Raw genomic sequence first — 18,190 nt, 5'->3', positions numbered from 1 at the left:
CGCCGCATCAGCGGTCCATCCTGTAGTCTGTGGGCATGACGCCTGAGGAGATCGGGTTTTTCCGTGAGGATTTCTTGGACGGATGCGACGCGCCGTACGCTTCGGTGTTCGCCTCGGAGCCGTGGGGCACGCGAACGGCCCGGGAGAGGCTGGTGAAGATCTACCGCTCCCCGGGTTTCGAGGGCTCCGTGTGTGTCGTCGGCGGCAGACCACCCACGCGCCTGGAGGACCGTTTGCGGGAGGTGGGCGTCGGGAGCGTCTTCCTTTTTACGGGGCTCGGAATCCCGGCCAAAGATCTCTACGAGAAGAACGGGTACGGTGGGGTTACGGACATGGCCGCGAAGGTGAAGGTCTTATGAGGTTTGACCCGGAGATCGGGCCTGAGAACGTCGCGGTGCCCACGGGCGCCCCAGAGGGCTTCGTGGAGCACGCTTACCGGAAAACGTTCGTCGTGGATCATTCCATCGGCCCCGTCTGGGCCTGGCTGAACGACCCGGCGACGTTCGTCGAAGGTCAGGTGTGGCCCTTCGGGGTCGAGTTCGTGGACGGCGGCTTCGAGCCCGGCGTGCTCAACGCCCACCACGGCCCGTTCCTGAACGCGGCAGGCGTCATCGGGCGGGTGCGCGGGCCCGGAGACGAGCCCGCCTACAGGGACCTCAAATACTTCTACGGCTCCTACGCCCTCAGCCCGCGCCTCGCGCGCCCGACCCGGCTCCAGTTCTGGGCCGAGGAGGGGGGAGGGGGGACGGTAGTTACCCTGCGCCTCGACGCCCTCGTGCGCCGCCCGTTCGTGCGGGTTTGGGATCTCGGGCAGCGGGTCTTCTGGTCCAGGTTCCCGCGCTGGATGGAGTCGGCGCTGTAGCGGCTTGCTCCGCAAGCCGCGCTGTCAGCGGTCAGCTTTCAGCCAGCAGGGCTTTTCGCCAGAGAGATGGTTTGTTGGGCCGTGGCGACGCTTTCGCATGGAGATCCGATTCTAAAGAACCTCCTCCGAACAGACGCTTCGGGTCAAGACGACCAGCTGACAGCTGATGGCTGAAAGCCTTTCTACGCCGGACCGCCGAGTGCCAGGGCGAAGAGGTCTCTGTCGTCGGTGTAGATGTCCAGTAGCTCCAGGCCGGATTGCTCGAAGGTTCGGGCGGCGGATTCCGGGGTGAACTTCGCGCTGATCTCGGTACGGACGCCCTCCCCGCCCTCGAATCGGGCTTCGAGGTCCGGGGTCTGGACCTTCTGCTCGGCCTCCGAGTAGAGCCACATCTCGATGCGTTCCAGATCGGCGTCGTAGACGGCGCGGTGGGAGAAGAGGTCGGGGTCGAGGCCGGCGCCGAGGCGGTTGTTGATGACCCGGATCATGTTCCTGTTGAACCGGGCGGTCACGCCGGCGGCGTCGTTGTAGGCGGCCTCGAGCGTCCGGGCGTCCTTGACGAGGTCCAGCCCGATCAGGGCCCGGTCCCCCTCGCGCAGCCCGGCCCGCAAGGCGCCGAGGAACTTCCGCCGCTTCTGTGGCGTGAAGTTGCCGACGGTGCCGCCGAGAAAGGCGACGAGGCGGTTCCGGTCCGACGGCCGCCCGAGCAGGCGCCCCAGGGAGAGGTCGAAGTCCCCGACGAAGCCCTGGATCTCGAGCCCCGGGTACTCCGCGACTAGCCTTTCGCCGCTCTCCCTGAGCGCGCTCTCGCTCACGTCCAGGGGCACGTAGCGGGGAGGCGGGCCGTCCGCGCCGTTCGCGTCGATCATGGCGTCTATCAGGGCGCGGGTCTTGCTCGCCGAACCGGAGCCGAGCTCGACGAGCTCCCGGCAGCGGGTGCGGGCGAGGATCTCCTCCGAGCGGCTCTTGAGGATCGAGAGCTCCGCCCCCGTCTGGTAGTACTCGGGCTGCGCCGTGATCTCCTCGAAGAGCCGCGAGCCCTCGGCGTCGTAGAAGTACTTGGGCCACGGAGAGAGGTCCTTCGGGGTCGTCGACAGGCCGGAGCCCACGTCGCGGGCCATCTGCCCGGCGTCCTCCCCGCCCTTATCGAGCGAGATCACCTCCACGGTACCTTCTCGCATCACGCATTCCCTTTCGTTTTCGTCTTCAGGACACCAGCGGTCGCAGCCTTACCCCGCGTTCCCCGTCCACCTCGATCAGGTGACGGTCCGGGACCTCGCGCCAGCGGGCGTCCCCGTCGAGGCGCTCGGAGGCGAAGACCACCCCGCCGGGGAAACCGGCCCCGTCTTCCAGCACGTACAGCGAGTTGCCCGGGCCTTCGGTCGAGTGCCGGCTGAACGCCATCCCCCGCCCGTCCGTCAGGGCGAAGTTGAGGGTCGCGCGCCTCCCGAGCTTCTCGCAAACGCCCGAGACGCGCCGGACGGTCTCCTCCAGGGCCTCCGCGAGGCCCGCGCCCTCCCCGAGCACGTCCAGGGCGACGGCGAAGACCGTCTCCGAGTCTGCCACCCCGAGCAGGCCCGCGTAGGTCTCGTCGCTTAAAGAGTCGCGCAACAGCCGCATGGGCCCGCGCCTGAAACCCTCGATGGCGCCGTTGTGCATGAAGGCGAAAGCCCCGGAGGAAAACGGCGGCACCCCGCTCTCCTCCGCCGGCAGCCCCGGCGTCGCGCTCCGGACGGCCGCGAAGACGGCCGAAGACCGGATCTTCGCCGCCATCCCCGCGAAGCTCCTGTCCGCCCAAAGCGGCGCCCCCGAACGGTACACGGCCGGCTCCTCCCCGCTCCACGGCGCGTACCAGCCCACCCCGAACCCGTCCGCGTTCACCACCCCGCTCATCATCTCCCGCGGCGCGTAGCTCTGCACCAGCAGGGAGTGCTCGGGCTCGAGCACCAGGGAAGAAAGGGTGGTCTCGGCTTCGCCCAGGTAGGCGACGAGGCGGCACATTTTAGCTTTCAGCTTTCAGCGGTCAGCCTTCGGCTTCCCTACGGTCCGCGCTATGGTCGCGGGACGACGAGAGGATTTCCGATCTACCCGAAGCGCTACGGTCGACGCGCGGGGTGGCGAACCGAGGGCCTGAGGCTGATCGCTGAAAGCTGACGGCTGATAGCTAGGATTTCGCACAGCGAAATCCTACAAAGAGCTGTCGGCGAATCGGGAAGTCCCAGTTTCTGAAGGTGTTGCGGACGGCGCCGGGGCGGGTGGCCCAGGAGCCGCCGCGGAGGATCTTGTAGCCGTCGTCGAAGAAGATCTCGGAGTATTCCTTGTAGGGGAAGCTCTGGAAGTTTGGGTACGGGGAGAACTCGCTCGCGGTCCACTCCCAGACGTCGCCTATCATGCCCAAAGCGCCGCAGGGGCTGGCGCCCGCGGGGTGGGAGCCGACGGGGGCCGGGCGGAGGGCGAGCTGGTCGAGGTTGGCCTTGTTCGGGGACCAGGGTTCGTGGCCCCACGGGAACGGCCTCCCGGTACCCGTCTCGGGGTCCCAGGAGGCCGCTTTCTCCCATTCCGCCTCCGTCGGGAGGCGCTTGCCCGCCCACCGGGCGTACGCGTCGGCCTCGAACCAGGAGACGTGAACGACCGGGGCGTCCATCCGCAGCGGCTCGTCAAAGCCGAAGCACACCGTCCACCAGGAATGGGGATCCGGCTGGTACCAGTGCTTCGGCGCGGTGATGCCCTCCGACTGAACCCAGGCCCATCCCTTGGGGTCCCAGAGGTTCTCGTTTTCGTAACCGCCGTCTTCGACGAATTCCAGGTAGGCGCGGTTGGTCACGGGGGTCTTGTCCAGGTGAAAGCCGGGGACGTCTACCTCGTGGGCGCCGCGCTCGTTGTCCAGGGCCAGCGCCCGGTCGTCTGTGCCCATGACGAACGGGCCGCCGGGGACGCGGACCATCTCACCCTCCGCCGCCGGATCGCCGGCGGGGAGCTTCGCCGGTTCGTCCGGCCGGTAGCGGCTGCCCGAGAGCTGTAGGGTCTGGAGCATGGTCTCGTTGTGCTGGTACTCGTGTTGAAGGATCATGTTGTAGACGAAGCCGTCCCTGAGGAGCGGGTCTTCGCCTTCGAGGTCGGCTTCTTCGAGCGCATCGAGCGCGGCCCCGCGGACGGCGTCGAGGTACAGGCCGGCGTCGGCGCGGTCGAGGAGGTTCAGGGAGGGGCGTTCCTCGCGCGGGTGCAGCGAGGCGTCGTACATGTCGTAGAGGTCTCTGTCCGAGAGGCCCCTGCCGAAGGCCTTCTCAAGCAGCCAGAGCTCCTCGTAGTTGCCGATGTGTCCGTAGTCCCAGATCAGGGGGCTCATTATGGGGTCGTGCTGGACCGCCAGGTCCTCGTCCGAGACGGTCCCGAGCAGGAACCGGGTCCGGCCCCTCGCCTCCTCCAGTCGACGGGCGAGCATTTCCTTCTGTACCGCGCGCTTGGTATCCATGATCTTGATGTTAGTCGCCCTCACGTACCCCTGCAACGACCAACACCCCTCGCATCGCACCGCCGCGGCGAACGTATTCCGCTTCGGCCGCATTACTTCGCGGATGCCACGGCGCGTCTGCCACGTTCACGGGGTTCTCGCGGCCTCCAGCCAAAAAACCCCGAGAGCTGGAGGCCGCGATCCAGCCTAGTCGCCGGAGACGCGCAGCACCACCTTGCCGCGGCCGTGGCCGGAGTCCAGCCTTTCGTGGGCCTCGCCGACCCGGTTCAGGTCGAGCACGTCGTCCACGAGCGGTTTGATCTGACCCCGCTCCAGCATCAGCGACAACTCGTCCAGCCGCGCCCGCTCGCGCATGAGCAGGACGCCGTGGAGGGTCTGGTTGTTCACGTAGAGCGGCGTCAGGTCGCCCTGCGCCCCGAGGATGGTCGCCAGCCGCCCGAAGGGCTTCGTCGCCGGGATGCTCTCGACGACCGTCCCGCCGCCGACGCAATCGAGGACGGCGTCCACGCCGGCCCCGCCCGTCTCCTCGAGGGCGGTCTCGGCCACGTTGCCCCGGGTGTAGTCGACGGGGACGTGCGCGCCGAGCTCTTTCAGGACCTCCTGGTTGTCAGGGCCGGCGGTGGCGATGACGCGGGCGCCGGCCGAGCGGGCGATCTGAACGGCGAAGGAGCCCACGCCCCCGGCCCCGCCGTGGATGAGGACGGTCTCCCCGACCCGCACGGCGAGCCTCCTCACGAGCGCCTCGTAGGCGGTGCCCCCGGCGAGCGGGACCGCCGCAGCCTCCGCGTGGGAGATTGCCCCCGGCTTCTTCGCCACGATGTCAGCCCCGGCGAGGTGGTACTCGGCGTATCCGCCGTTGGAGCCGGGGCCGAAGATCTCCGGCGTGTAATAGACCTCGTCCCCGGACGCCAGGTCCCGGACGCCCGGACCGACCTCCTCGACGACCCCGGAGACGTCCGAGCCGAGCACCACAGGGGGCTCGATCCCCGCGAAAGACCCGTCCGCCCTGAGCTTTGCGTCCACCGGGTTGGTCCCCGCCACGGCCACCCTGACCAGAACCTCCCCGGGCCCGGCCTGCGGCCTCTCCACTTCCCTCTCCTCGAAAAGCTCGGGACCACCAAAACGTGGCGTAACCATCGCTCGCATGAAATATCCTTCCATAGACGAATGCACCGCACCCGTAATTGCCCGCCCAGACCCCACTACAAACGACCGCCGGGCGCGGAGAGCCGAGAAGCCGGTACTCCATTTGCTTTAGAATGCGAGCATAGAACGGCGAGAAGGAGGAAGGCGTGTCCGAGAAAGACAAGCAAGGGGCGGCCGGGGAACTGGCGGGTGCTTTCGGGGAGTCGTACCGGACGGTGGTGCAGAGCGCGGTGGAGGCCCAGCAGAGGAACGTCGGGCTCGCCCAGGACTGGGTCGAGAGCCTCACGGGGCTCTTGCAGAGCCAGGCCGAGACGAACCAGGCGCTCACCCGCGCGATGGAGTCCTACGTCAAGGTGGTGGACGAGTCCCTGGAGGCCCAGGCGCGCACCAACAAAGCGCTGGCCGAGAGCATGGAGTCGTACAAAGAGGTGGTGGAGAAGGTGACCACGCTCCAGGAAAAGAACACGGAGCTCACGCAGGGCTTCTTCGAGAAGGTGACGGGGGAGCTCCGCAGCCAGGTGGAGAGCAACCAGGCCATCGCCCGCGGGATGGTCGAGGGCTCCCAGCAGCAGATGGAGGCCTTCCAGAAGATGCTTACGGAGGCGACCGAGAGCTACGCGAGCCTCATGAGCGCCCCGTTCGCCCTCTACCAGAAGAACCTTGAGACGTTCCGCAAGGGCGGCGAGTAGCCGGCGAGGCGTCCAGTCCAGGTAAAGGAGGCGCGGTGCAAATATCCGAGAAAAGCTACGAGGTGCGGAACCTGATCGGGGGTTCCTGGGAAAACGGTAACGGCCGCGAGACCGAACCCGTCTACGACCCGGCCACGGGCAAGGTCATCGGAGAGACCCCCCTATCTACGAAAGAGGACGTGGACCGGGCCGTCGAGGCGGCCAAGGCGGCCTTCCCCGGCTGGTCTTCCACGCCCGTCATCGAAAGGGCCCGCGTCTTCTTCCGCTACAAGATGCTGCTGGAGGAGCACTTCGAGGAGTTGCGGGACCTCGTGACCCTTGAGAACGGCAAGGACGCCAAGGACGCCGGAGGCGAGGTCCGCCGGGGCATAGAGGTCGTCGAGTTCGCCTGCGGGATGCCTAGCCTGCTTATGGGAGAGTCCGTCAGGGACGTGGCGAGGGGCATAGACAACGTCTCCCACCGGTTCCCGCTCGGGGTGGTCGCCGCGATCACGCCCTTCAACTTCCCTTGCATGGTCCCGCTGTGGACGCTCCCCGTGGCGATAGCGGCTGGCAACGCCTACATCCTCAAGCCCTCCGAAAGGACGCCGCTGTCGGCCATCAGGCTCGGCGAGCTGCTCGCCGAAGCCGGCCTGCCCGAGGGCGTCTTCAATATCGTCAACGGCGCCCGCGACGCGGTGAACGGCATCCTGGAGCACCCGGGTATCGAGGCCGTCTCCTTCGTGGGAAGCCAGCCCGTCGCCGAGCACGTCTACCGCCACGGCGCCGCCCACGGAAAGCGGGTTCAGGCGCTGGCCGGCGCCAAGAACTCCATGATCGTGATGCCAGACGCCGTTCTCGAGAAGGCCGTGCCGAACATAGTCTCCAGCGCCTACGGCAATGCAGGCGAGCGGTGCCTGGCCGGGAGCGTGCTGGTGGCCGTCGGCGATGTGGCGGACGAGGTGGTCGGCAGGATCCGGGAGGCCGCCGCGGCGATGAAGGTGGGGCCCGGCTACGAGGAGGGCTCCGAGCTTACCCCCGTGATCCGCGACTCCCACAGAGACAAGGTCCGCTCCTACGTGGACTCCGCCGAGGAGGAGGGGGCATCGGTCGTCCTCGACGGCCGCGAGCCGCCCAGGGAGGAGGGCTTCTTCTTCGGCCCGACCATCCTGGACGAGGTCACCGGCGAGATGCGGGTGGCCCGGGAGGAGATCTTCGGCCCCGTCCTCTCGGTGGTGAGGGTGGGGAGCCTAAAGGAGGCGGTGGATTTCACGAACGGCTCGCCGTTCGGCAACGCCTGCTCGATCTACACGGAGAACGGGGCGGCGGTGCGCTACTGGCGCGAGAACGTCGAGGCGGGGATGCTGGGGGTGAACGTAGGGGTCGCGGCGCCGATGGCGTTCTTCCCGTTCAACGGGATAAAGGACTCGTTCTACGGGGATCTGCACGCCACGGGCAAGGACGGGGTGAGGTTCTTCACCGAGAACAAGGTGGAGATCGCCCGCTTCCTCTCGGAGCCCGGGACCGCCGAGGCCGTGAAACGTCCGACGGAGAGCGGCGCCTGACGGTAAGACCGGCGGGAACCTTCCTTCTTGGACGGGGCGCCCTCCAGAGGCGTCCCGCCCGAACCGCGCCATAAAGTCCGGGACGCATAAGCCGACTAACGAGGCTTGGCACGCCGGTTCGGGAACCAGCCGTGGCTTAGCCGTCAGCTCTCAGCCAGGAGCAGTAGAGCTGATAGCTGAGAGCGGAGGCGAAGCCGGAGCGGCCTGATCGCTGACCGCTTTAGGACAGCGCCTTCTCGAACCAGTGGTGGGCGTGGGGCTCGTCGTTAAACGGGGCAACCTCCACGAACCCGGCTCTGCGGTACAACTCGATCGCCTCTCCGAGGGCACTGTTGGTCTCCAGGTGCAATACCCTCGCTCCGTTCTCGCGAGCCAGCGCCTCCAGGCTTTCTAGCAGGCGTCGACCGACGCCGAGCCCGCGCGAATCCGGATCGACCCACATCCTCTTGAGTTCGGCGGGCTCCGCGCCGTGAAGCTTTAACGCGCCGCATCCGATAGCCCGACCCCGCAGCCGGGCCACCACGCAGTAGCCGGCAGGTGGGGTCAGCTCCTCCGGGTCGGCCGAGATGCTCTTACCGGCATCGAAGCCCCCGGAAAACCTGGCATCGAGCTCGTTCGCGTAGCGGGTGAAGCAGCGCACGACGTCGGGGTGGCGGGGGTCTTCGACGCCGATGCCCACCAGCGTCGCCCGCAGCGACCGTTCGACCTCGGCGATGGCCGCCAGCAGCCGCCCACGGTGGCCGGTCGGCACCCCGTCGAAGAACGCGGCGGCGGCCAGGTCGGAGAGACGGTCGAGCTCTTGGACCTCCGTGAGCCCCGCGGCGGTCCGGCGGAGCCGTCTCCGCCGCCCGTCGGCAGGATCTACCTCGACGACGACGAGGCCCTCGTTCTCCAGCCGTCTCACGAGGCGGCTGGCGTAACCCGAGTCGAGCCCGAGCCGGTCGCGCAGTTCGTGCAGGTCCGCGCCGTTGTCCCCGATCTCCCACAGCAAACGCGAGGCCCCGAGCGGGCGATCACGCCCCAAAAACGACTCCTCGAGCGCGCCGATCCGTTCGGTCACGGTCCGGTTGAAGCGGCGGATAAGCGCCACGTCGTCGCTGGCGATGTCTCTGACCACAGTCAGATATTAGCAGTGGCCGGTGGGGCGTCAAGCGGTGGCGGGCCGAAAGTGGCTTTTGGGGTACCGATGCTTAGCGGCGTTCCGTACCGGCGGTTGTGATCCGCCCATGCGCTCCAGATACTGTGACGAGGTTTGTCCCGTCCTGCCTCTTGAACGAAACTAAACGCCTACGTAACGGTTCTCAAAGAAAGTTTCCCAAAACGTCGCTTTTGTGTCGTGGGGGGGTTACAATGCGCGCTGACGCCCGTGAGAACTTGGGAGGGGGAACATGCGTCGCCTTATTTTCGTTGCCTGCGCTGTATTCGCGGCCATGTCGTTAGTCTCTCTCGCCACGCTCTCGGCCGAGGCCCAGTCGGTGGACCAGTACGCCGCGCCGGATCAGCCAGATGCGGACGTTTCCGAGGATGCTCCGCCTGCTGAGCCGGCCGCGGAGGCTTCGGTCCAGCCGCCTCCTCCGCCCGCGGACGTGGACGAGCCCGATGCCGCGGGCCTCGAAGACCGCGTCGCCAACACCGTCGCCAAGGACCCCTACAGTCAGGTGGTGGACGACACCACCCGCGGTCGTTTCTCGGCCCCCGGCTGGAAGCGTGAAAAGGCAACCGGGGCGCACGGCGGGAGCCTCCACGGGGCCACCGGGCGCCAGAACTCCGATGCCAGGTTCAAGGTGAAGGTCCCGACCGCCGGCTACTACACGCTCTACGCGCGCTGGCCCGCCAACGCGGCAAAGACCGTTCGGATCGGCGTCTCGACCCCGGCAGGCGTGCGCTGGGAGGAGACAGACCAGGCGGTGGACGGCTCCGCGTGGGTGCGGGTCGGCGCTTTTCGGATGGCCGCCGGCGACCGTTACTCGGTGCTCGTGTCCCCCGGCAAAAAAGGAGACGCCGTCGCGGACGCCGTGATGATCTCCAAGAACGTCCTCGTGGGAAAGAACGCCCAGATGGTCAGCGTCGGCTCCCCGGTGGACCAGTCGAAGACCACCGGGCCAACCGCTTCGGGCAAGGCCGCGAAGGGTAGCGCCATCGTAAGCACGGCCCGCCGCCACATCGGCAGGCCCTACGACTACGACCACGCCCCCTGCCGTCGGGCGATGTCTCGCGAAGACTGCTCTTGCCTGACGCGCAACGTGCTCCTGGCCCACGGGATAGCGTTGCCGGATTCGCCCGTCTACCAGTGGTACACGGACAGGGGATTCGAGTTCCGCAACAAGTCGCTGATGCGGCCCGGCGACCTCGTCTTCCACGACCTCAACAAGGACCGTGACCTCAGGGACCATTACACGGACCACGTCGCGATCTACTCGGGCAACGGGAACATCATCCACGCTTCGAGCTACTTCGGGAAGGTCGTCGAGAGCAAGGAGCGCTACCTCAAGAACTTCTGGGGCGCCAAGCGTCTCGTGTCCCGCTAAAGCGCCAGACCGGAACCGCTCTATCAGCGATCAGCCCTTCGTCTTTGGCTGATCGCTGATAGCTGACGGCTGATAGCTTTTCAGGCGCCGGGGAGGTAGAGGTAGTAGGGCTTCGGCTCCAGGGTGATGCCCGCCTCGTTCAGCAGGCGTTCGGCCTCGGTGGGTTGGGGGGCGAAGCCGGAGAGCAGGGTGTCCGTGAGGGTGGGGGTCTGGATGTAGCGGACCACGGTCGTCTCGCCCGCGTTCGCCAGTTCGGCGGCGTTTGTGGCGGCTTCGTCCAGGCCGCCGAAGGAGTCGACGAGGCCGAGTTCCCTTGCCCGCTCGCCCGAGTAGATGCGGCCGTCGGCGATCTCGCGCACGCGGTCCTCCGGGATGTCGCGGCCGGTCGAGATCACGTCCACGAACTCGGCGTAGGACTCGTCCACGAGGGACTGGAAGATCTCGCGCTCCTCCGGCGTCATCTCCCTGAAGGAGTTGCCGATGTCCTTGAACTCGCCGCTCTTAATGACCACCTGCTCGTAGCCGTACTTGTCGGCCAGCTCCGTAAAGTTATTGAGCTGGAAGATGACGCCTAAGGAGCCCGTGAGCGTCGTCTCGTTAGCCACGATCTCGTCGGCGGCGGTCGAGATGTAGTAGCCGCCGGAGGCGGCCGTGTCGCCCATCGCGATGACGACGGGCTTCCCCGTTCTCTCCTTAAAGTCGAGGATGCTCTGGTGCATCTCGTCGCTGGCCGTGACCCCGCCGCCGGGCGAGTTTACTTCGAGCACCACGGCCTTCACGTTCGGGTCGTCGGCCGCCTGCCGCAGGGCGTCGGAGAGGCCCTCGGGCGTCACGGTCGGCTGCACGCCGCCGAGGCTGCTGTCGGCGGCGGCGATGACGCCCTCGACGGGGATCGCGGCGATCTTGCTCGACCCCTCGCCCGAGACGTACTCTTCGTCGTAGACCGCCGGGGCCGTCCCGCCGGCGACCCCTCCCGAGGCGCCGAGGGCGACGATCAGGGCCACGGCTATAGCGGCGAGGCCGAACAGGCCCAACACCACGAGCCCGCCGACGATCCAGGGCCACTTGCGCCGCCTGCGACCGCCGCCGTTCCCACCGGCCCGACCCCGCGGTTCTTCCCTGCGCGCGCTGCTCTCCGAGTCCAAGTCAGACCCTTTCCATCTCGTTTTGCCCTACTGCGCGGCGGCGCCCGCGACGGCGAAGATGCCGATGCCCACGACCACTACCAAAAGAATTATAAGAGCCGCGAGCCCGGCGCACGATAAGGCGCACGAGCCGGCGGATTCCCCGTAGCCGACGCCGCTTGCCTGGGAGGCCCCGATCACGACCAGGACCACGTACCACATAAAGCAGGCCAGCCCGATCAGGGAGACGAGGTAGCCGATCGCGACCCCCGCCGGCGTCCCCACGCCCATCCACGCCCGCAACCCGCCAAGGAGGGCGTTCGAGATCGAGCTGACAAAGAAAGGCGCCTGCGCCACCCCGACCACGCCGAGCATCGAGGAGAACGGTCCGGTGCCCCCGAAGAGGCGCGTCGCGAGCTGCATCAGAGAGGAGACGAAGATCCAGCCCACAAAAGGCGAGACGAGGGCGATTACGGGGATGCCGATCTCGGCCGCCCTTGCCGCCGGCTCGATGACCTCGGGCGGCAGGGCGGGCTGCCCCGGCGGCTGCTCGAAGCCCCGCTCCAGTTGCCGGCGCGTCGCGCCGCTCAGGACGAAAACCGTGCTTACGACGAGGCCCAAAGCCGCGTAGACGGCCACCACGACAAAGCCGGGGAGGGCCGAGCGCCTCTCTGCGACCCCCCGCAGTGCGCGGATAGGGTTCCAGATCACCGCGACGACGCCTAAGGGGTTGCCCCCCGAACCGCCCGCGCTCAGGACGGGCCGCCGGGGAGCGGGGGACGGCGCCGGCGGCGGCCCTGCTTCAGGATGTCGTCCTTGGCGGCCTCGGGTGAGATCTTCTCGTCCCTTGCCTCCAGTGCGAGGTGCTCGCGGTGCTTGACTATCCAGAGGTACAGGTCGAGCTCGGTGCGGCCGGGGAAGGCCTCCAGGACGCGGTCCTCCCGGATCATCTCCATGATCGGCCTGTAGCTGTACTCGTACCAGTCGCGCAAGACTTCCTCGGCCGTGACGTAGCGCCGCCAGAGCTGCGAGATCCTGAACCCGTGCGCCTCTATGTAGTTTCCCAGCCTGCGGTAGTCCGCCGCGTCGGAGAACCGGATCTTTATCTCCGGCAACACCCGGTCGATCGGCAGCCGCTCCAGAAGGTGGCGGTGCTCGAGCATGTGCAGGATGTCTCCGGCAGTGAGCGCGGAATCGACCGGAACCCTGCTGCGCAGCTCGATGACGTCGGCGTCGAGCGTCTCGATGCCCTGCTGCCTGGCGACCGAGACCCTGTGGTTGCCGTCGTTGACGAAGTAGGCGTCCCCTATCTTGAAGAGGCTGACCGGGGGCAGGCCCTGGTCCTGGTGCATGAGCTGGTCTATCCGCTTCCAGCGCGTGCCGAGGTCCGGCTTTGACGGCAGGAAGGCCCGGTCGAAGTCCCTGTGGCGCCCGACGCTGCCGACGATCTTCGAGACCGGCACCTCGCGAAGGCCTATGTGGACCTGCTGTATCGCCCCGAGCGCCCCCCTAACCTCGTCGAAGGAGAGGAGCTGGTTCGACCCGGGGTCCCTGCGCAGGTAGGCGCCGACACGCCTCAGGAAAGCCTTCCTGCGCGCCCTGGAGAAGTCCCTGTCAGACTGTTCGTTAAGATCCATGTGGCCGACCACCGCTCCAGCCTACAACCGGCCGGTCCCGCCAACAAGGCTCAGGCTGACCAAATACCCTATACCTCCAAAATACGGTGGCCGAAAACGTTCAACACCTTCGTCTCTCCCCGGCTGGTGACCCTCTGCTGGTCGGGGCCGTAGAGGTGGACGTGGCCGTGCAGCCACAGCGGGGGTTTGTGGCGGTCGATTAAACCCAGGAAGGGCTCGAAGCCCACGTGGGCCGGGTCCTCCCTGTCCCCGAGACCCAACGGCGGGGAATGGGTAACGAAGACCGTCGGGGCCGGGCGGCCGAGGAGTTGCCTGCAACGGATCCTGGCCGACAGCCCCCACGCCCGGCGGCCCATCTGACCCTCCGTGTACTGGTTCGGGCCGCCCGAGTACAGCGGAGAGCCGGAGAGCCCGGCGAAGGTCACCTTCTCCTCGCCCCTCCCCACCTCGACCACCCTGCCGTCAAGCGGTACGCAGCCGCCCGGATACTCGGGGCCGTCGGGGGCGGGGTCGTGGTTGCCGAGGACGTAGTAGACCGGGGCGCCGAGAAAGGTGATGATGTACTCCAGGTAGTCGAAGGGGAGGTCGCCGCAGGAGATCACGGCCTCGACCCCCCGCGCGTAGGAGTTGAGGCTCGGCCCGTGCAGCACCTGCTCGACCTGGTCGCTTATGCACAAGATCTTCATGGCCGGTCCTGAGTCACCCCCCTCGCAAAGCATACCGTCTCCGGCCCCTTTCGTTCCGCGCCGGGACCGTCCACGCGCAATGAAACCACACCATGTTGTGTGTGATTGCCCTTTCGTGGAGAACATGTAGCCTGTATCATGCGTCCCGCGCCGCCCAGGAGGGTTCCGGGCCGGCGCGTCGGGCAGTGGAACGAGGGGGAGTACCGACCTATGAAACGGTTGTTCGCATCCGGTATGGCACTGGCATTCGCGGTCCTGGTTGTGGCGACTTTCGCAAGGACGCCCGCGGCGCAGACGGACCCGCGCGTGCTTGAAGCCTGCGAGCCCGGCAAACAGGCGATCGACGCCCGCGCCCTTCCCCGAACGATCGACCAGAACAGGTGCCCGGTCGCGGGCAGGGTGATAGAAGACGGGATGGCGGGTGCCGCCGTGCCTCCCCCCGGCGAGGGCGTTCACGTCGAGCTCCTGACGGAACGCGGGGCCCAGGAGTTCGGGGTGCGCCGCCTGGAGGACGGCGCGATCGAGCTGGACCACGTCGGCAGCGAGTCGGCCGGGACGGGCGCCGGGCCCCCCGCGTTCACGACGAAGGGCGTGGGTGAGTGCGGGGACGCCGGCTTCGACGAGAACGGCTGGCGCGTGGAGGGCACGCACGTCTACCGCATCAACTGGCGGACGACGCCCAGGGACGTCCCGCGCAGGGCCGCCATTAGCGCCATCAGGCAGGCCAGCGGCAACGTCGCCGACACCCTGAACGGCTGCCGACTCGGCGACAGGGTCCCGGCCGGCGTCGCCTACAAGGGCTACACGGCCCGGCACGCCGGCGTGGGCGGGGGCGCGTGCGAGACGGACGACGGCCTGAGCGTCGTCTCCTTCGGCGCTCTATCCAACCCCGGCAACCTCGCCGCCGCCTGCGTCCATACCCGCGCCAAAGCCGGTTACGACGTCGTCACCAGCTCCGACGTGAAGCTGAGCAAGGTCGGCCACCACTGGACCACGAACCCGAACTCGCGCTCGTGCAGGGGACGCTACGACATAGAGGGCGTGATGACCCACGAACGGGGACACACCTTCGGCCTCGGCCACGTTGTGGAGGATTACCACCCGAACCTCACCATGGGCCCGGTCATAAACGGCCCGTGCCAGAGCTCCGAGCGCTCCCTCGGACGTGGGGACGTGCTCGGCCTGGACGGGAAATACCCCTAAACTATCGCGGGTCGCAACAGGCCCTGGAGGTGAGACCGTTGGCGGGACCCGAGACGCCGAAGCTGATGGTGGACGTAATAATCCCCTCGGAGGAGGGAGTCGTGCTCGTACGTCGCGGCGGCGACCCGTTCGAGGGAGAGTGGGCCCTGCCCGGCGGCTTCGTCGAGGTCGGCGAGACGGTCGAGGCGGCCGCCGTCAGGGAGACCGCGGAGGAGACGGGGCTTGCGGTGGAGATCTCGCGCCTGGTCGGCGTCTACTCCGACCCCGAACGCGACCCCCGCGGCCACAACGTGAGCGTGGCCTTTTTGGCCCGCGTCGTTGGCGGGGACCTCGTCGCGGCCTCGGACGCGGCCGAGGTCTCGGTCCTCGACCCCGATTCCGTCGAGCTGGCCTTCGACCATCGTCGGATCGTCGCGGACGCGATGTTCTAGCTATAAGCTATCAGCCGTCAGCTTTCAGCTTTGGGGCGCGCGGGTGGGCCCGGGGCCAGGACGTGAAGACGGAAACTGCGCGGATGTCCTCAGGCTGACGTAGGTGGGAGCGAGATGCGTCGTCAAGGGCCCTCGGCTGAAGGCTGATAGCTTACAGCCGACGGCTCTTCCAACACCCACAACGACTCTGCAGGCAACCGCGCCGTTACCTCCTCGCCCACCGCGAGGCGGACGTGGGGGGGCAGCGCGGCCCGCAGGGTAGTGCCCGCGGCCCGCAGCTCGTAGTGGACCTGGGTGCCGAGGTACGAGGCGGAGACGATCCTGGCCTGGAAGGAGTTTTGTCCTTCTTCCAGGCGGACGGCCTCGGGGCGGATCGTCAGCGTGGCGGCGCCGGGTGGGGCGGGCTTTTCGAGCTCGAGGTCGCCCAGCGAGGTCCGGATGGAGCCGTTCTCGGCGTGGCCTCGGATGAAGTTCGTCGCGCCGAAGAAGCGGGCCACCTCGCGGGTGGCGGGACGGCCGTAGAAGGCCTGCGGCTCGTCGTACATCTGGAGTTTGCCCCCGAAGATGAGGGCTATGCGGTCGGCGAGGACGACGGCCTCCTCCTGGTCGTGCGTGACGAAGACGGTGGTGTGGCCGCCCTCGCGCTGGAGCCCGAGGATCAGGTCCCGCATCTCCTCCCTGAGGTTGGCGTCGAGCGCGCTGAAGGGCTCGTCGAGGAGCAGGAGCCGCGGTCCGGTGACGAGGGCGCGCGCGAGCGCGACCCTCTGCTGCTGCCCGCCCGAGAGCTCCTCCGGCGAACGGTCCGCGAAGCTCTCCATCCGCACGCGCCTGAGGGCCTCATGGGCCTTCCGTTCGGCGTCGTCCCTGCGCGCGCCGCGCATCCTCAGGCCGAACCCGACGTTCCGGGCGACGCTCATGTGCGGGAAGAGGAGGGGCTTCTGGAAGACCATCGCCGCCTCGCGCCTCTCGGGCGGGGTGCCGACCACCGACTGCCCGTCCACCCGCACATCGCCCGACTCCGGTCGCAGCAGGCCGGCGACGACCTTGAGGGCCGTTGTCTTGCCGCAGCCGGAGGGGCCGAGGAGGGCGACCAGCTCCCCCGGCTCGACCGCGAGGCTCAGGGTCTCGAGCGCGGGCGCGTCCCCGCCGTAGCGGTGGGAGACGTTATCCAGTTCCAGGCGGGCGCTCACGAGACCTTGCCCGGGCCGACGAGGCTCGTGCCCCGCCCCGGTTTCAGGACGCGCAGGGCCAGGACGAGGGCCAGGACCGCGGGGAGGGCGAAGGCCAGGGCGAGGGCCGAGGTTACTACGGGGTCGTTGCCCGAGGCCGCGGAGAAGAGGAGCATCGGAAGCGTGACGACGGTGCCGCCCCCGATCAGTACCGTCAACACGTACTGCCCCCAGGAGATCAGGAACGCGAAGAGCCCGGCCACGGCCACCCCGGGCAAGACCGCTGGCAGCGTAACCCGCAAAAAAGCCTGCCACGGGCTCGCGCCCAGAGTCCTCGCCGCCTCTTCCAACTCCCCGGTCCGCTCGGCGAAGACGCCTGCCAGGAGCAGGGCCGTGTAAGGCACCGTCGGGACAAGATGGACGAGAAAGACGCCGGCCAGTGTGTCGGCGAGCCCGAGCCGGATAAACGTGACGTGCACGCCCATCGTCGAGGCGAGGGGGGGGACGAGGATGGGGAGCAGGATGAAAAAGATCACACCCCCCTTGAAACGCCACTCGTAGCCGCCAATCGCCATCCCGGCGGGCAGGCCGACGGCGACCGAAGCCACAGCCGTCGCCGCTCCTATGAGGAGGCCGCTGAACGCCGCCCCGAGCACCCCGCCGCCGGGCTCGAAGAGGTGCTCCATCCCGCGCAACGACCACTCCGTCGGCAGCAGATCCGGAAACCGCCACTCCCCCGCGAAGGCCCACAGTACAAGCGGCAAGAAAGGCAACGCTACGAGCGCCGCGACGACCGCCGTGGCGACCGTCGAGGCGACCGCGGGCCACGGGTTGTTTCCCTTCTTACCCACGGCGTCCGAGATCCCTGGCGAGCCGCAGGTACAGGGCCGCGACCGTCCCCGTTACGAGGGCTATGAGCACGTTGATCGCCATGGCCGTAGGCCGCGCCGCCAGGTCTATCTCCCTGTACTCGTTGTAGGCCATGACGGGCAGTATCGTCGGGTACGACTTACCGAGCAGGTAAGGCACCTCGAAGGCCCCGAAGGTGAAGGCGAAGACGAGCAGGCTCGCCGCCACCACGGAGGGCGAGATCACCGGAAAGACCACGTACCAGAACCGCTGCCACGCCCCCGCCCCCAGGGTCCGGGCAACGTCCTCCAGCTCAGAGGCAACACCCCTGAGCGAGGCGAGCACCACGAGCGCTATAAACGGCACCTCCTTCCACACGTAGGTGAGGATGATGCCCACGGAATACTTGTCGTAGAGCAGGGCCGGGAAGTCGCCCGGCTCGCCGACGAGGCCGAGAAGGGCCGCCAGCCTCGCGCCAAGACCCGTCTGACCGACGACGAGGGCGATGCCCACGGCGGCGACGAGGTGGGGGATCGTGATCGGCAACTGAAACACCACCGCCGAGACCCGCCCGCCCGACGCCCTGAGCGCGAGCGCGGCCAACACGGCCAGCACCGTCGAGACGCCCGTCGAGACCCCGGAGACGTACAGGGTGAGGACCAGCGAGTCGAAGAAGCCCTCGTCGGAGAGGATCTCCCGGTACGCGACCAGCGAAAGCTCCGTCATGCCGATGGCCGGCAGGTAGCCCAAGGACTGCGCGAAGGCGGCGACGAGCCCGCCGGCGAAGAGGACCCCGATCACGGCCAGCGCCGGGGCCAAAAGCAACGCTATCTTTAGCCGGCCGCCCAAC

At 67.9% G+C, this 18,190-nt stretch carries 19 protein-coding genes; 7 read left to right on the top strand and 12 right to left on the bottom strand.

Going from position 1 to position 18,190, the window contains the following annotated elements:
- The first annotated feature begins 152 nt into the window (after window positions 1-152).
- Window positions 153-359 carry a hypothetical protein gene (locus GBA63_RS15375; RefSeq protein ID WP_166177458.1) on the top strand — a complete coding sequence of 69 codons (207 nt, stop codon included), beginning with the start codon at window positions 153-155 and terminating at the stop codon, window positions 357-359.
- Window positions 356-862, top strand: a complete 507-nt coding sequence (locus GBA63_RS15370) for a hypothetical protein (protein WP_166177456.1) — start codon at window positions 356-358, stop codon at window positions 860-862. The genes GBA63_RS15375 and GBA63_RS15370 overlap by 4 nt, the downstream gene beginning before the upstream one ends.
- A 182-nt stretch (window positions 863-1,044) precedes the next feature.
- On the opposite strand, the gene egtD is transcribed toward GBA63_RS15370, so the two are convergent.
- The 4 genes from egtD to GBA63_RS15350 form a co-directional block, all read right to left on the bottom strand.
- Window positions 1,045-2,043, bottom strand: a complete 999-nt coding sequence (gene egtD / locus GBA63_RS15365) for an L-histidine N(alpha)-methyltransferase (protein ID WP_228282592.1) — start codon at window positions 2,041-2,043, stop codon at window positions 1,045-1,047.
- A gap of 25 nt (window positions 2,044-2,068) precedes the next feature.
- Complete coding sequence (gene egtC, locus GBA63_RS15360) at window positions 2,069-2,863, bottom strand: ergothioneine biosynthesis protein EgtC (protein WP_166177454.1); 795 nt, start codon at window positions 2,861-2,863, stop codon at window positions 2,069-2,071.
- A gap of 163 nt (window positions 2,864-3,026) precedes the next feature.
- A complete protein-coding gene (gene egtB / locus GBA63_RS15355; RefSeq protein ID WP_166177452.1) occupies window positions 3,027-4,334 on the bottom strand; it encodes an ergothioneine biosynthesis protein EgtB in 1,308 nt (435 codons plus the stop codon).
- 186 nt (window positions 4,335-4,520) lie between these two features.
- A complete protein-coding gene (locus GBA63_RS15350; RefSeq protein ID WP_166177450.1) occupies window positions 4,521-5,480 on the bottom strand; it encodes a zinc-dependent alcohol dehydrogenase family protein in 960 nt (319 codons plus the stop codon).
- Window positions 5,481-5,626: 146 nt separating this feature from the next.
- Between GBA63_RS15350 and GBA63_RS15345 the strand changes: the two genes are divergently transcribed.
- Both GBA63_RS15345 and GBA63_RS15340 read left to right on the top strand, forming a co-directional pair.
- The gene (locus tag GBA63_RS15345) at window positions 5,627-6,169 is read left to right on the top strand and encodes a hypothetical protein (RefSeq protein ID WP_166177448.1); all 543 of its coding nucleotides are present in this window, start codon (window positions 5,627-5,629) and stop codon (window positions 6,167-6,169) included.
- Between the two features lie 35 nt (window positions 6,170-6,204).
- The gene (locus GBA63_RS15340; protein ID WP_207956825.1) at window positions 6,205-7,713 is read left to right on the top strand and encodes a CoA-acylating methylmalonate-semialdehyde dehydrogenase; all 1,509 of its coding nucleotides are present in this window, start codon (window positions 6,205-6,207) and stop codon (window positions 7,711-7,713) included.
- Between the two features lie 220 nt (window positions 7,714-7,933).
- Here the strand turns inward: GBA63_RS15340 and GBA63_RS15335 are convergent, their stop codons facing one another.
- On the bottom strand, window positions 7,934-8,830 hold the full coding sequence (locus GBA63_RS15335) for a bifunctional helix-turn-helix transcriptional regulator/GNAT family N-acetyltransferase (protein WP_207956824.1): 897 nt from the start codon (window positions 8,828-8,830) through the stop codon (window positions 7,934-7,936).
- Window positions 8,831-9,101: 271 nt separating this feature from the next.
- On the opposite strand from GBA63_RS15335, the gene GBA63_RS15330 reads away from it, so the two are divergent.
- On the top strand, window positions 9,102-10,241 hold the full coding sequence (locus tag GBA63_RS15330; protein WP_166177446.1) for a golvesin C-terminal-like domain-containing protein: 1,140 nt from the start codon (window positions 9,102-9,104) through the stop codon (window positions 10,239-10,241).
- 80 nt (window positions 10,242-10,321) lie between these two features.
- Here the strand turns inward: GBA63_RS15330 and sppA are convergent, their stop codons facing one another.
- The 4 genes from sppA to GBA63_RS15310 form a co-directional block, all read right to left on the bottom strand.
- The gene (gene sppA / locus GBA63_RS15325; RefSeq protein ID WP_166177444.1) at window positions 10,322-11,386 is read right to left on the bottom strand and encodes a signal peptide peptidase SppA; all 1,065 of its coding nucleotides are present in this window, start codon (window positions 11,384-11,386) and stop codon (window positions 10,322-10,324) included.
- 27 nt (window positions 11,387-11,413) lie between these two features.
- Complete coding sequence (locus GBA63_RS15320) at window positions 11,414-12,076, bottom strand: YIP1 family protein (RefSeq protein WP_166177442.1); 663 nt, start codon at window positions 12,074-12,076, stop codon at window positions 11,414-11,416.
- 41 nt (window positions 12,077-12,117) lie between these two features.
- Complete coding sequence (locus tag GBA63_RS15315; RefSeq protein WP_166177440.1) at window positions 12,118-13,002, bottom strand: hypothetical protein; 885 nt, start codon at window positions 13,000-13,002, stop codon at window positions 12,118-12,120.
- A gap of 68 nt (window positions 13,003-13,070) precedes the next feature.
- Entirely contained in the window at window positions 13,071-13,688 is a 618-nt protein-coding gene (locus tag GBA63_RS15310; protein WP_166177438.1) for a metallophosphoesterase family protein, read from the bottom strand.
- 210 nt (window positions 13,689-13,898) lie between these two features.
- Between GBA63_RS15310 and GBA63_RS15305 the strand changes: the two genes are divergently transcribed.
- Window positions 13,899-14,891: a zinc metalloprotease gene (locus GBA63_RS15305; protein ID WP_166177437.1), complete on the top strand. Its 993-nt coding sequence runs from the start codon at window positions 13,899-13,901 to the stop codon at window positions 14,889-14,891.
- Window positions 14,892-14,929: 38 nt separating this feature from the next.
- Window positions 14,930-15,322 (top strand): NUDIX domain-containing protein, encoded by a 393-nt coding sequence (locus GBA63_RS15300; protein WP_207956823.1) that lies wholly within the window; start codon window positions 14,930-14,932, stop codon window positions 15,320-15,322.
- 122 nt (window positions 15,323-15,444) lie between these two features.
- Here the strand turns inward: GBA63_RS15300 and GBA63_RS15295 are convergent, their stop codons facing one another.
- From GBA63_RS15295 to GBA63_RS15285, 3 genes are read right to left on the bottom strand one after another with little or no spacing between them, the layout of a single operon-like run.
- Window positions 15,445-16,512 (bottom strand): ABC transporter ATP-binding protein, encoded by a 1,068-nt coding sequence (locus GBA63_RS15295; protein ID WP_166177436.1) that lies wholly within the window; start codon window positions 16,510-16,512, stop codon window positions 15,445-15,447.
- Window positions 16,509-17,342, bottom strand: a complete 834-nt coding sequence (locus tag GBA63_RS15290) for an ABC transporter permease (protein ID WP_166177435.1) — start codon at window positions 17,340-17,342, stop codon at window positions 16,509-16,511. Before GBA63_RS15290 ends, GBA63_RS15295 begins: the two co-directional genes overlap by 4 nt.
- Entirely contained in the window at window positions 17,335-18,189 is an 855-nt protein-coding gene (locus GBA63_RS15285; protein ID WP_166177434.1) for an ABC transporter permease, read from the bottom strand. Before GBA63_RS15285 ends, GBA63_RS15290 begins: the two co-directional genes overlap by 8 nt.
- Window position 18,190: the final 1 nt, after the last annotated feature.

Source organism: Rubrobacter tropicus, from assembly GCF_011492945.1.
Lineage (GTDB): Bacteria > Actinomycetota > Rubrobacteria > Rubrobacterales > Rubrobacteraceae > Rubrobacter_D > Rubrobacter_D tropicus.
This window is presented reverse-complemented; position numbering and strand designations above follow the sequence as displayed.